This window comes from Pseudomonas sp. PSKL.D1 (assembly GCF_028898945.1).
In the GTDB taxonomy this organism is placed as follows: Bacteria; Pseudomonadota; Gammaproteobacteria; order Pseudomonadales; family Pseudomonadaceae; genus Aquipseudomonas.
This window is the reverse complement of sequence record NZ_CP118607.1, coordinates 1392271-1404466: the sequence shown is the minus strand read 5'-3', so window position 1 is coordinate 1404466 and position 12196 is coordinate 1392271. Positions and strand designations below refer to the sequence as shown.

Below are 12196 nucleotides of genomic sequence, written 5' to 3'. Positions count from 1 at the left end.
CGGTGCTTATAGCTGCTGGCTATAACTTGCTTGCTTCGGGGTGGGTGGCGCGGGCTTGTCACGCGGCAGTGCCGGCACATGAATCGGCAATCGCATGCACAACCGCAGCCCCTTCCTGCCATTCTCGGCCCACAATGTGCCGCCCTGGCGCTGGATTGCACTGCGCGCGATGCTCAACCCCAGGCCAAATCCACCATCGCCGGGCCGCGACCCGTCAAGGCGGGAGAATGGCGCAAAGATGCGCTCCAGGTCTTGCTCCGCCACGCCGCCACCTTCGTCTTCCAGCCAGAGCGACCAGTAGCTGCCCTCACGTTGCCCGCCCAGGCGCACCTGGCCGTTTTCCGGCGAATGGCGCACCGCGTTGCGCAGCATGTTCTCCAGCGCCTGAGCCAAGTGATTGAGGTTGCCTTGCACCCAGCAGTTGGCTGGCAGTTCACAGCGCAGCCTTTCAGGCGACCAGCCACTTTCATAACCGGCATCTTCAGCCAGTACATCCCACAACGCATGAACCTGAATGGGCTCCAGGTTCATCGGTGCCCGTTCGGCATCCTGCCAGGCAAGTTGCAAGGTGTTCTCCACCAGTTGCTGCATGCAGTCCACCTCCCGGGTAAGCCGATCGCGCAGGCGCGCAATGTCGGTTTCACCGTCACAGGCCACCCGCAGCCGGCTGAGCGGCGTACGCATTTCATGGGACAGGTCACGCAGCATCTGTTGCTGCAGGGCAACCGTGCCCTGCAGGCGCTCGGCCATCTGGTCAAAGGCGCGGGCCAGTTCGCCCAGTTCGTCATGGCGGGCGATGGTGCGTGAGTCCAGCCGCGCCGCAAGCTGGTCGGCGCGCCAGGCGTTGGCCTGCTCGCGCAACTGGTTGAGTGGCACGATCAGCATGCGGTACAGGCCCACGCAAAGCAGCAGGGTGAACAGGCCGGGGATGATGCCGTTGGTGACGATTCGCCAGTACAGTTGATATTTGCCGGGGTTGAAGCGCTCGGGCAGCTCGATCACCAGCATGCCCTGCTCCGGCGCGCCCGGGAACGGGATGCGCACCCAGGGCTGGTCTACGCTGCGCCGGCTCATGGGCCAGTCGACGCCACGCAGGCGGGTAAGCCGCTGCATGATTTCGGGGCCAAGGGTGGCACTGTCCAACGGGCGAAGGTTAAGGTCGAGCACACCCACCCAGCCGTGCTCACGCTGGTGCATGGAAGTTACCCAGCGGTCCAGCCCGGCGCGCCCGCCGCTGCGCCAGGCAGCCTCGGCTTCAGCGGCATAGTCGCGCAACACCTGGCGGGCAGGTTCGGCGAGGAAGGCATTCTGGGTTTCCATGTGGCGGCCCCAGGTGTAGCTCAGGCCGATCATCAAAAGGCAGAAGCCCACCAACAGAATGGCCAGCTTCCAGAACAGCGAATGGCGGTCGAGCATGACTTATTCCGCCTCGCCGGCGCTGAGCACGTATCCCTTGCCCCACACGGTGCGAATCTGCCGCTCGTGGTAACCGATGCCCTTGAGCTTGCGGCGGATCTGGCTGACGTGCATGTCCAGGCTGCGGTCGTGGCGCGAATAGCCACGCTGCAGCACCTGCTGGTACAGGAACGGTTTACTCAGTACCTCGTCCAGGTTGCGGTTGAGAATGTCGAACAAACGATACTCGCTGGGCGTCATCCCAGCCTGCTGGCCATCCAGGCTGACATCGCACACCCCTTCATCGAAATGCAGCACGCCCGGGGCAGCCTCGGCGGGCGGCTGATGGCGGCGCTCCAGGGCAACACGGCGCAGGATCGCTTCGATACGCACCTGCAGCTCGGCCATGCTGAAGGGCTTGGGCAGGTAATCGTCGGCACCGCGCTGGAAGCCCGTGATACGGTCGGCTTCGGCGCCAAGCGCCGACATGAGGATGACCGGCGTGGTGCTGCGCCTGCGCAGTTGGGCCAAGGCGTCCAGGCCATTGAGGCCGGGCAGCAGGATATCCATCAGCACAACATCGAACGCCTGCCGACCCGCTGTTTCCAGGCCTTCGAGGCCGTTGCGGCACCAGGTCACATGAAAGCCGCCACGCTGCAGCTCTTCGTGCAGGTAGGCGCCGAGAACCGGATCGTCCTCGATGGCGAGGATACTGGATGACTGAATAGCTACGGGATTCATTGGCAACTGCCATGCATTCTCAATTGCGCGATTATTGAGCATGCTCACGATCCAGGCAACCGGCCAGTGACCAGCGCGTCACTGCTTTGCTAAAAACACAGACAAATGGTGCATTGCGAGGGCAGGCGGAGTAACTTTCCGCTTTGTTCCGCCACGTTGTTGGCGGCGTCCAGGCACATGACAGGGGGCAAGTGTGCTCGATCGTTTGGGAATCCGAAGCCGGGTACTGCTGCTGGCACTGTTGCCGGCCAGTTTGATGGCACTGGTGCTGGGCAGCTATTTCACCTGGCTGCAGCAAGATCAGTTGCGCACCCAGCTGTTGCAGCGCGGCAAGATGATCGCCGAGCAACTGGCCCCTCTGGCTGCCCCGGCCATGGCGCGCAAGGGCCAGGCGCAACTGGAACGGATTGCTTCGCAAACCCTGGAGCAGGCCGATGTGCGGGCGGTGGGTTTCCTCGCGCCTGATCGATCCCCCCTGGCCCACGCCGGCCCCAGCATGATCAACCAGGCGCCCAGCGGCGGCACCGGCAACCAGGTACTGGAGCGCTCGGGCAATGACGCCACCCGCTACCTGATGCCGGTATTCGGCCACCACCGCGACCTGGCCACCGATGCCGTGCCCGCCGAAGCCGAGCGCCTGCTGGGCTGGGTGGAGATCGAGCTGTCCCATGATGGCACCTTGCTGCGCGGCTACCGCAACCTGTTCACCAGCCTGCTGCTGATTCTCGGCTGCCTGATGCTCAGCGTGCTGCTGGCCATGCGCATGAGCCGCACCATCAACGACCCCATCGCGCGCATCAAGCATGCGGTCAACCAGCTCAAGGACGGCCACCTCGAAGAGCGCCTGCCGGCGATGGGCAGCCACGAACTGGACGAGCTGGCCCGCGGCATCAACCGCATGGCCGAAACCCTGCACAACGCCCATGAAGAGCTGCAGCACAGCATCGACCAAGCCACCGAAGACGTGCGCCAGAACCTCGAAACCATCGAAATCCAGAACATCGAGCTGGACATGGCGCGCAAGGAAGCCCTTGAGGCCAGCCGCATCAAGTCGGAGTTCCTGGCCAACATGAGCCACGAGATCCGCACCCCGCTCAACGGCATCCTCGGCTTTACCCACTTGCTGCAGAAAAGCGAGCTGACTCCGCGCCAGCTCGATTACCTGAATACGATCGAAAAATCCGCTGACAACCTGCTTGGCATCATCAACGAGATTCTCGACTTCTCCAAGATCGAGGCCGGCAAGCTGGTGCTCGACAGCATCCCGTTCAACCTGCGCGACCTGGTACAGGACACACTGACCATCCTCGCCCCCGCCGCCCACGCCAAACAACTGGAGCTGCTCAGCCTGATCTACCGCGACACCCCGTCATCACTGGTGGGTGACCCGCTGCGGCTCAAGCAGATCCTCACCAACCTGGTAAGCAACGCCATCAAGTTCACCCGCGAGGGCACCATCGTCGTGCGGGCGATGCTTGAAGACGAACATGAAGACAGCGCACAACTGCGCATCAGCGTGCAGGACACCGGCATCGGCCTGTCGCCGCAGGATGTACGCACGCTGTTCCAGGCCTTCAGCCAGGCCGACAATTCGCTGGCCCGCCAACCCGGTGGCACCGGCCTGGGCCTGGTGATTTCCAAACGCCTGATCGAGCAGATGGGCGGTGAAATCGGCGTGGACAGCACCCCAGGCGAGGGTTCGCAGTTCTGGATCAGCCTGAGCTTGCCCAAGGCACACGACGATATCGAGGAACAACCCCTGCAACCCCTGCTGGGTCGGCGCGCCGCCATCGTCGACAGCCATGAGCTGGCCCGCCAGGCCCTGGAACACCAGCTTGAAGATTGCGGCCTGAGCGTGAGCCTGTTCTCGTCCTATGAACAGTTGCTGCAGGGTGTGCAGGCTGGCTTCCAGGCTGGCATGCCATTCGAGTTCGCCGTGCTTGGGGCAAACCTTGGCAACCTGACGCCAGAGCAACTGGGCCACTACCACCAGCAGCTGGAGCGCTACCACTGCCTGTGCGTGGTGCTGTGCCCGACTACCGAGCAAGCGCTGTATCACCCGTACCTGCCCAATGGCCACGGCCAGTTGCTGTCCAAGCCCACCTGCACCCGCAAATTGCGCCGCCTGTTGCTGGAGCTGGTGCAGCCACGCCGCTCGCAAGGCGAGCCTGCCTTGGGTCACAACGGCGAGCGCCAGCCGAAGGTGCTGTGCGTGGATGACAATGCAGCCAACCTGCTGCTGGTTCAAACCCTGCTGGAAGACCTCGGCGCCGAAGTGGTGGCTGTCGACAACGGTTATGCCGCTGTTCAGGTAGTGCAGAGCGAACCGTTTGACCTTGTGCTGATGGACGTGCAGATGCCGGGCATGGATGGCCGCGCCTGCACCGAGCAGATTCGCCTGTGGGAAAAGTCCCAAAGTGGCAGCCAACTGCCGATCGTCGCCCTCACCGCCCACGCCATGGCCAACGAGAAACGCTCCCTGCTGCACAGTGGCATGGACGACTACCTGACCAAGCCGATCAGCGAGCGGCAACTGGCCCAGGTGGTGATGAAATGGACCGGCCTTAGCCTTGGCGCACCGCTGGAGCGCCTGGACGAGCAACCGGTGGACGGCGAACTGCCGGTGCTAGACCCCGACGAAGGCCTGCGCCTAGCGGCCGGCAAACCGGATTTGGCCGCCGATATGCTGGCCATGTTGCTGGCGTCGCTGGACAGTGACCGCGAGGCGATCCGTGCGGCGCGTAACGCTGGCGACCGTGGCTCGTTGATCGAGCAGGTGCACCGGCTGAACGGGGCTTCGCGGTATTGCGGGGTGCCGCAGTTGCGGGCGGCGTGCCAGCGCAGTGAGACACTGCTCAAGCAGGAGCATCCGCAGGCGGGGCAGGCGCTGGATGAGCTGGATGGGGCGATCGGGCGGTTGGCGGCGCAGGCCAGGTTGAGTGCTTGAGTGCTCGCCTTTAGGTATTTGTCGCCTGTGAGATCGAGCGCCGCGCGAGCGGCGCTCAATTCCTGAACACTCAAAGGAAACCCAAGCATGCGTACCCTGTTGTTCAGCAGCCAGCACTACGATCAGGAAAGCTTCACCCGGGCCTGCGCGAACTCACCGCTGGACCTGCACTTCCAGCCCGCCCGCCTGACCCTCGACACCGCCCCCCTGGCCGATGGCTTCGAGGTGGTCTGCGCGTTCATCAACGACGAACTCGACGCCGCCGTACTGGAGCGCCTGGCCGCTGGCGGCACGCGCCTGATCGCGCTGCGCTCGGCCGGCTACAACCATGTCGACCTTGCCGCCGCCCAACGCCAGGGCATGGCCGTGGTACGCGTGCCGGCGTATTCGCCACACGCCGTTGCCGAGCATGCCGTGGCATTGATCCTGGCCCTGAACCGGCGCCTGCACCGGGCCTACAACCGCACCCGCGAAGGCGACTTCACCCTGCACGGCCTGACCGGCTTCGACCTGCATGGCAAAACCGTCGGCGTGGTCGGCACCGGCCAGATAGGCGCGGCATTTGCCCGAATCATGGCCGGCTTCGGCTGCCAGTTGCTGGCCTATGACCCCTACCCCAACCCGGATCTGCTGGCACTCGGCGCACGCTACCTGGACCTGCCCGACCTGCTGCGCGAAGCGCGGATCATCAGCCTCCACTGCCCGCTGACCGAGCACACCAGGCACCTGATCAACGCGCAAAGCCTGGCCCAGTTGCAACCCGGCGCCATGCTCATCAATACCGGCCGCGGCGCGCTGGTCGACACCCCTGCACTGATTGACGCGCTCAAAAGCGGCCAGCTGGGCTACCTGGGCCTGGACGTGTATGAAGAAGAAGCGCAGCTGTTCTTTGAAGACCGCTCCGACCTGCCACTGCAGGATGACGTGCTGGCCAGGTTGCTCACCTTCCCCAACGTGATCATCACCGCGCACCAGGCGTTTCTCACCCGCGAGGCGCTGGACGCCATCGCCGCCACCACGCTGGACAACATCATCCGCTGGGCGGCAGGTAAACCGCAGAATCAGGTCTCGGGTTAGTGCTAGGATACGCGGCATTTCTGGAGGACCCATGGTCGAGCACGATTTCCGCTACACCCTTTTCAACCCGCAACACACCCTGATCGAGTGCCGCGCCCTGGTACCGGGCCGTTACCAGGTGACCGGCAATGGTGGTTCGATGCACAAAGGCGATACCCTGCTGGTTACCCTCAAGGGCAGCAAGGACCTGGCCATGCGCCTGACCGTGGAAAGCGTGCGCCACCTGATCAACCCGCGCGGCCAGTGGGTTGCCGTGGCCAGCGGCCCGGTGTTCAACGAGCTGGAAATCCTCAACTGGCAGGCAGAGTGCGACGGCTGCGACGCCGTGCTGGACTTCGAATTCGCCGTGGACGCCAAGCTGGGCAAAAAAGCCCGTCAGCCTGCCGCCACCGCGCGCATCGCCGAGCTGGGCTGGGCCAGCCGTGGTGACAAGCACCTGTGCCCAGGTTGCCAGGAGCGCGCCGAGTGAAGCATGTGTTGACTGGCGCGCTGATTGCAACCGGCCTGCTTGGCTGCGCCAGCGAACCTTCCAAGCTGCAGCAAGAGCGCAGCTACGTGCTGGAATGGATCGGCGAGCGCCCGCTGATGGACTACAGCCACCTGACCCTGACCTTGGCCAGTGATGGCCGGGCGTACGGCAATGCGGGCTGCAACCACTGGTTTGCGCCGTATACGCTGGATGGCGAGCACTTGAGCTTCGGCAAGGTCGGCAAAACCCGCAAGCTGTGTGCACCAGCGGTAATGGAGCAGGAAAAGCGCTTCCTGCAGGCGCTGGAAACGGTGCAGCGGTGGGATGTGTCGCCTATCGAGCAGATGCGTTTCTGGCCGGCTGAAGGCAAGCCGTTGCGGTTCTGGCCTGAGGAAGGCTGATCGATCCAGCGGCCTCTTCGCGGGTAAATCGCAGCGGCGAACCGCCGCTGCGATTTACCCGCGAAGCTTTTGCATCAAGCCCCTTTCAAGGCCTTGATCTTGGCCTGCAACCCTTCCAGGGTCTGCTCGCCCATCAACTGCTCACGCACCTTGCCCTTGTCATCGATGATGTAGGTTACTGGCAAGGCCTCGCTGCGCGGCAGCTCGTAACGCTCCGCCGGGTCCTGGGCCAGCACGGTGAAGCCGATGCCCAGTGTGTCGGCCGCCTGTTTCAGGTCTGGCCCTTGCAGGCCGTCGAAGTTCACCCCGACCACCTTGATGCCATCCGCCGCCCACTGCTTTGCGGCAGCGTTGAGCTCCGGAATTTCTGTACGGCACGGGCCGCACCATTCAGCCCAGTAGTTGAGCACCAGCCAGTGCCCATCGATCTGTTCGGCCTTTACTGTATTGCCGTGTTGGTCCACGCCGTAGTCGGCACCGCAACCACCGAGCAACAGGCTCGCGGTGATGGCCAGTACTGCTGCCAAACGCCTTGCCATGGGTCAATCCTTCTCAAGTTTTCAAGCAAATGGGCCAGCCCCTGCGGTTAGAATAGCCGCCACACCCAGCTGGATGCGACCCGACATGACTGACCTGACGCTCTATCATAACCCGCGCTGCTCGAAATCCCGCGGCGCGCTGGAACTGCTCGAAGCACGCGGCCTGGCACCGACCATCGTGCGCTACCTCGAAACCCCGCCCGACGCCGCCACCCTCAAGGCCCTGCTCGGAAAGCTGGGCATCGCCCCACGCCAGTTGCTGCGCACCGGCGAAGAAGAATACAAAACCCTGGAGCTGGCCAACCCGGCCCTGACCGATGCACAACTGATCGACGCCATGGCCCAACACCCCAAGCTGATCGAACGCCCCATCCTGGTTGCAGGTGACAAGGCTGTAATCGGTCGACCACCAGAAAACGTGCTGGAGATTCTGCCGTGAGTGCGCCGTACATCCTGGTGCTGTATTACAGCCGCCACGGCTCCACCAGCGAGATGGCCCGGCACATTGCCCGCGGCATCGAGCTGGCCGGCATGGAAGCGCGCCTGCGCACGGTGCCGGCGATTTCCACCGAGTGCGAAGCGGTGGCCCCGGACATCCCGGCCAGCGGCGCGCTCTACGCCACCCTGGACGACCTGCGCCACTGCGCCGGCCTGGTGCTGGGCAGCCCGACCCGCTTCGGCAACATGGCGGCGCCGCTGAAGTACTTCCTGGATGGCACCAGCAGCCTGTGGCTGGGCGGTGAACTGGTCGGCAAACCGGCTGGCGTGTTCACTTCTACCGCCAGCCTGCACGGCGGCCAGGAAACCACCCTGCTGTCGATGATGCTGCCGCTGATGCACCACGGCATGCTGGTGATGGGCCTGCCGTACAGCGAATCGGCGCTGCTCGAAACCCGTGGCGGCGGCACCCCTTATGGCGCCAGCCACCATGCCGGTGCCGATGGCAAGCGCGAGCTCGATCAACACGAGATTGCCCTGTGCCGCGCCCTTGGCCAACGCCTGGCGACGACGGCCAAGGCCCTGGAGGGCGCGCGTGGCTAAAAAGCCCAAGGTGTTGCCACCGCTGCAATGGCTGGCGCCGCGCCTGCGCCTGACGCGGGCGCTGAGCCTGGCCTTCTTCTTTGGCCTGATGGCACTGCTGGTGGTGAACAACCTGTGGTTCGCCAACCTGCACGGGGCTCGGGTCGAGGTGATCCTTGCTGTCGAACTGGTGCCGCTGCTGTTGCTGCTGCCGGGCATGCTCAAAGGCAGTGCCCGGGCGCATGCCTGGACCTGCTTTGTGGTGAATATCTATTTCATCAAGGGTGTGCTGGCAGCGTTTGACCCGGCGCGGGCGGTGTTTGGCTGGGTTGAAGTGGTGGTGAGCCTGGGGCTGTTTGTCAGCGGGTTGCTGTTTGTACGCTGGAAGTTTCAGATTGAACGGCGCATGGCGGGCGAAGGGAGCTGAGTTCGGGGGCTGCTTTGCAGCCCATCGCGGATAAATCCGCTCCTACACGGGTACGCGATTCCGTGTAGGAGCGGATTTATCCGCGATGGGCCGCAAAGCGGCCCCGGCAATCTCAATGGTTAACGGTATGCGCCAGCATCACCGACAACTGGCACAGCGGCCGACCACTCTCGGCATGCCACTGGTTGAACGCCTGCTGCACCAACGCCAGGTCACGCTGGCTGGTCGGCGGCTTGTCGATGATCTTCTGGGCAATCAGTGCCGCTGCCATGTCATCGGTCGGAATGAACGTATCCTTGCCAACCATGCGCAAGAACCGCGGCGCCGACAGCCCGCCCAGCTGGTTGCCATGCTTGGCCAGGTACTTCCACAACACGACGATATCGGTCACCGGCCAGTCGGCGATGAACGCGCCGAAGCTGCCCTTTTCCTTCGCGATATCCAGAATCAGCTGCGCATTGCGCGGCACGCTCTTGAGCTTGCCCAGGTGGCGGATGATGCGCTCGTCGTGCATCAACCGCTCCAGGTGCTCGGCGCCCATCAGCACGACCTTTTCCGGGTCAAAGCCAAAGAACACCTGCTCGAACGCCGGCCACTTGGCATCCACCAGGCTGTGCTTGAGCCCGGCACGGAACACACGCAGGGCCAGGGTCGACAGGTAGCGGTCATCGCTGATGCCGCGCAGCTGCGCCGGCGTGCGCGGTTGCGGCAAAAACGCTTCCAGCGCTTGTTCAGAGCCGAAGCGGTTCAGGCAGTATTCGTGCAGCCACTGGTAATCGCGCATGGGCTCAGATATTCACCACGTCGAGGAAGCGCGGGGTGGCGTTTTCGTCGATTTTCAGGCTGGTGAAGTCGAACAGGTTGCGGTCGGCCAGTTGCGACGGGGCAACGTTCTGCATGGCGCGGAAGATGCTCTCGGTACGGCCCGGGTGCTTGCGCTCCCACTCCACCAGCATGTCCTTGACCACCTGGCGTTGCAGGTTTTCCTGCGAGCCGCACAGGTTGCATGGGATGATCGGGAATTCCTTCATGTCCGAATAGGCCTGGATGTCTTTCTCGCTGCAGTAGGCCAGCGGGCGGATCACCACGTTGCGGCCGTCGTCGGCGCGCAGCTTCGGCGGCATGCCCTTGAGGGCGCCGTTGAAGAACATGTTGAGGAAGAAGGTTTCGACGATGTCGTCGCGGTGGTGCCCCAGGGCCATCTTGGTGGCGCCGATTTCATCGGCGAAGGTGTACAGGGTGCCACGGCGCAGGCGCGAGCACAGCGAGCAGGTGGTTTTGCCCTCGGGCACCAGCTCTTTGACCACCGAGTAGGTGTCCTTCTCGACGATGTGGTACTCGACGCCCAGCTCCTTGAGGTAGGCCGGCAGCACGTGCTCGGGGAAGCCGGGTTGCTTCTGGTCCATGTTGACCGCGACGATGTCGAACTTGATCGGCGCCACCTTCTGCAGGTGCAACAGAACGTCGAGCATGGTGTAGCTGTCCTTGCCGCCGGACAGGCAGACCATGACCTTGTCGCCATCCTCGATCATGTTGTAGTCGGTGATGGCTTCGCCGGCGAGGCGACGCAGGCGTTTTTGCAGTTTGTTCTGGTTGACCGAGAGGGTGCCCATAGCGCTTGAATCCGCGAGGTGTGACAAAAGGCGGCTATTTTACGCACAAAGTGCGCCGACCCCAATGGCAATCCGATAAAGACTTCAACGGAATCAGCAACGCACTGTAGAGCGCAATTTGCTCTAAAAAGCCGGTTTTATGCGGGTAACCGCTTCCTATACTGCGACATAAGGCCACATTACCGCTATGCATCGGTGCCATGGCCTCGGGCCGCTTGCGCTCCAACTGGGGGGCGACTGGCAACACTGAGAGGAGTGACCGGCATGATTCATCACGTTGTAGGGTTGTTTACCCATCCGGACCAGGAGTGGCGTGAGATCCGCGGGGAAGAAGAAAGCATCAGCCACATGTACCTGACCCACACGCTGATCCTGGCGGCAATCCCCGCCATATCGGCCTTCATCGGCACCACCCAGGTCGGCTGGGTGATCGGCAACCGGCCAGCCGTGATGCTGACCATGGAAAGCGCGTTATGGATGAGCATCATGTCTTACCTGGCGATGCTTGCCGGGGTGGCCGTGATGGGGGCATTCATTCACTGGATGGCCCGCACCTACGATGCCACGCCATCCATGGCCCAGTGCATCGCCTTTGCCACCTATACCGCTACCCCGCTGTTCATCGGCGGCCTGGCGGCGCTGTATCCGCACCTGTGGCTGGGCATGCTGATCGGCACGGCAGCCATCTGTTACACCGTTTACCTGTTGTATGTCGGCTTGCCGACGTTCATGAACATTCCATCGGATGAGGGCTTCCTGTTTTCCAGCTCGGTGCTGGCGGTGGGCCTTGTGGTGCTGGTGGCGATCATGGCGGCTACCGTGATCATCTGGGGCCTGGGCGTGGGGCCCGTGTATACCAACTAGAAAAACACAAGATTCATCCAACACAGGGGCATCACCCAGGGGCCGCCGCAAGGCGGCCTCTGGCTGTGCGCTGACCGGTGGCTCGGCAGCCACCCCGTGCTTGCGGCATAATGCCCGGCCAGGAGAACCACCCCGCCATGCCCGAGCTGCTCAAACAACGCGTCGAAACCTGTTACCAGCAAGCCGAAGCCTTCTTCAAACGCCCCTTCCCACGCCCTGAGGTCAGCTTCAAGCTGCGCGGCCAGAAGGCTGGTGTCGCCCACCTGCACGAAAACCTGCTGCGCTTCAACCTGCAGCTGTACCGCGAAAACCAGGAAGACTTCCTGCGCCAGACCGTGGCCCACGAGGTGGCGCATTTGGTTGCGCATCAGCTGTTCGGCGACCGGATTCAGGCACATGGCGAGGAATGGCAGTTGATCATGCGCGGCGTGTACGAGCTGCCGCCCAACCGTTGCCACAATTATGAGGTGCAACGGCGGGTGGTGACGCGCTACATCTACCGGTGCCCGTGCCCTGAGGGGGATTTCCCGTTTACTGCGCAGCGGCACAAGCTGGTAAGGCAGGGGCGGCGGTATTTGTGCCGGCGGTGTCGGGAGATTCTGGTGTACAGCGGGGAGACGCGCGTCGAATGAGAGGGCCTCATCGCGGATAAATCCGCTCCTACAAAAGTCGCGCAATCCCTGTAGGAGCGGATTTATCCGCG

General features: G+C 63.3%; 14 protein-coding genes. 9 read left to right on the top strand and 5 right to left on the bottom strand.

Features of this window, described 5'->3' with window-relative positions; translation table 11 throughout:
* Positions 1–6: 6 nt before the first annotated feature.
* Together PVV54_RS06195 and PVV54_RS06190 are read right to left on the bottom strand one after the other, a co-directional pair.
* Positions 7–1416 (bottom strand): HAMP domain-containing sensor histidine kinase, encoded by a 1410-nt coding sequence (locus PVV54_RS06195; RefSeq protein WP_274909092.1) that lies wholly within the window; start codon positions 1414–1416, stop codon positions 7–9.
* Positions 1417–1419: 3 nt separating this feature from the next.
* On the bottom strand, positions 1420–2136 hold the full coding sequence (locus PVV54_RS06190) for a response regulator transcription factor (RefSeq protein WP_274909091.1): 717 nt from the start codon (positions 2134–2136) through the stop codon (positions 1420–1422).
* A gap of 193 nt (positions 2137–2329) precedes the next feature.
* Here PVV54_RS06190 and PVV54_RS06185 point away from each other — a divergent pair, with 193 nt between their 5' ends.
* From PVV54_RS06185 to PVV54_RS06170, 4 genes are all read left to right on the top strand, one after another.
* Positions 2330–5083 (top strand): response regulator, encoded by a 2754-nt coding sequence (locus tag PVV54_RS06185; RefSeq protein ID WP_274909090.1) that lies wholly within the window; start codon positions 2330–2332, stop codon positions 5081–5083.
* 87 nt (positions 5084–5170) lie between these two features.
* Positions 5171–6160, top strand: coding sequence for a 2-hydroxyacid dehydrogenase (locus PVV54_RS06180; protein WP_274909089.1), 990 nt, complete (start codon positions 5171–5173; stop codon positions 6158–6160).
* 31 nt (positions 6161–6191) lie between these two features.
* Complete coding sequence (locus PVV54_RS06175) at positions 6192–6629, top strand: hypothetical protein (protein WP_274909088.1); 438 nt, start codon at positions 6192–6194, stop codon at positions 6627–6629.
* The gene (locus PVV54_RS06170) at positions 6626–7030 is read left to right on the top strand and encodes an META domain-containing protein (protein ID WP_274909087.1); all 405 of its coding nucleotides are present in this window, start codon (positions 6626–6628) and stop codon (positions 7028–7030) included. Before PVV54_RS06175 ends, PVV54_RS06170 begins: the two co-directional genes overlap by 4 nt.
* Before the next feature lie 74 nt (positions 7031–7104).
* Here PVV54_RS06170 and PVV54_RS06165 read toward each other — a convergent pair whose 3' ends face one another.
* The gene (locus tag PVV54_RS06165; protein ID WP_274909086.1) at positions 7105–7569 is read right to left on the bottom strand and encodes a TlpA disulfide reductase family protein; all 465 of its coding nucleotides are present in this window, start codon (positions 7567–7569) and stop codon (positions 7105–7107) included.
* Positions 7570–7654: 85 nt separating this feature from the next.
* Here PVV54_RS06165 and arsC point away from each other — a divergent pair, with 85 nt between their 5' ends.
* The 3 genes from arsC to PVV54_RS06150 are packed head-to-tail and all read left to right on the top strand — an operon-like array spanning position 7655 to position 9016.
* On the top strand, positions 7655–8008 hold the full coding sequence (arsC, locus tag PVV54_RS06160) for an arsenate reductase (glutaredoxin) (protein ID WP_274909085.1): 354 nt from the start codon (positions 7655–7657) through the stop codon (positions 8006–8008).
* Positions 8005–8610 carry an NAD(P)H:quinone oxidoreductase gene (wrbA, locus tag PVV54_RS06155; RefSeq protein WP_274909084.1) on the top strand — a complete coding sequence of 202 codons (606 nt, stop codon included), beginning with the start codon at positions 8005–8007 and terminating at the stop codon, positions 8608–8610. The genes arsC and wrbA overlap by 4 nt, the downstream gene beginning before the upstream one ends.
* Entirely contained in the window at positions 8603–9016 is a 414-nt protein-coding gene (locus PVV54_RS06150; RefSeq protein ID WP_274909083.1) for a DUF2069 domain-containing protein, read from the top strand. The genes wrbA and PVV54_RS06150 overlap by 8 nt, the downstream gene beginning before the upstream one ends.
* A 112-nt stretch (positions 9017–9128) precedes the next feature.
* Here the strand turns inward: PVV54_RS06150 and PVV54_RS06145 are convergent, their stop codons facing one another.
* Positions 9129–9800, bottom strand: coding sequence for a DNA-3-methyladenine glycosylase I (locus PVV54_RS06145; protein WP_274909082.1), 672 nt, complete (start codon positions 9798–9800; stop codon positions 9129–9131).
* Between the two features lie 4 nt (positions 9801–9804).
* A complete protein-coding gene (ttcA, locus tag PVV54_RS06140; protein WP_274909081.1) occupies positions 9805–10629 on the bottom strand; it encodes a tRNA 2-thiocytidine(32) synthetase TtcA in 825 nt (274 codons plus the stop codon).
* 264 nt (positions 10630–10893) lie between these two features.
* On the opposite strand from ttcA, the gene PVV54_RS06135 reads away from it, so the two are divergent.
* Together PVV54_RS06135 and PVV54_RS06130 are read left to right on the top strand one after the other, a co-directional pair.
* Entirely contained in the window at positions 10894–11493 is a 600-nt protein-coding gene (locus tag PVV54_RS06135; protein WP_274909080.1) for a Yip1 family protein, read from the top strand.
* A 137-nt stretch (positions 11494–11630) separates the two neighbouring features.
* The gene (locus tag PVV54_RS06130) at positions 11631–12125 is read left to right on the top strand and encodes a SprT family zinc-dependent metalloprotease (RefSeq protein WP_274909079.1); all 495 of its coding nucleotides are present in this window, start codon (positions 11631–11633) and stop codon (positions 12123–12125) included.
* Positions 12126–12196 lie beyond the last annotated feature (71 nt).

Bases quoted from the DNA above. Each gene is read 5' to 3' on its own strand.
- PVV54_RS06175 (WP_274909088.1), top strand. From the start codon at position 6,192: ATGGTCGAGCACGATTTCCGCTACACCCTTTTCAACCCGCAACACACC.
- PVV54_RS06190 (WP_274909091.1), bottom strand. From the start codon at position 2,136: ATGAATCCCGTAGCTATTCAGTCATCCAGTATCCTCGCCATCGAGGAC.
- PVV54_RS06145 (WP_274909082.1), bottom strand. From the start codon at position 9,800: ATGCGCGATTACCAGTGGCTGCACGAATACTGCCTGAACCGCTTCGGC.
- PVV54_RS06135 (WP_274909080.1), top strand. From the start codon at position 10,894: ATGATTCATCACGTTGTAGGGTTGTTTACCCATCCGGACCAGGAGTGG.
- PVV54_RS06130 (WP_274909079.1), top strand. From the start codon at position 11,631: ATGCCCGAGCTGCTCAAACAACGCGTCGAAACCTGTTACCAGCAAGCC.
- PVV54_RS06165 (WP_274909086.1), bottom strand. From the start codon at position 7,569: ATGGCAAGGCGTTTGGCAGCAGTACTGGCCATCACCGCGAGCCTGTTG.
- ttcA (WP_274909081.1), bottom strand. From the start codon at position 10,629: ATGGGCACCCTCTCGGTCAACCAGAACAAACTGCAAAAACGCCTGCGT.
- arsC (WP_274909085.1), top strand. From the start codon at position 7,655: ATGACTGACCTGACGCTCTATCATAACCCGCGCTGCTCGAAATCCCGC.
- PVV54_RS06195 (WP_274909092.1), bottom strand. From the start codon at position 1,416: ATGCTCGACCGCCATTCGCTGTTCTGGAAGCTGGCCATTCTGTTGGTG.
- PVV54_RS06180 (WP_274909089.1), top strand. From the start codon at position 5,171: ATGCGTACCCTGTTGTTCAGCAGCCAGCACTACGATCAGGAAAGCTTC.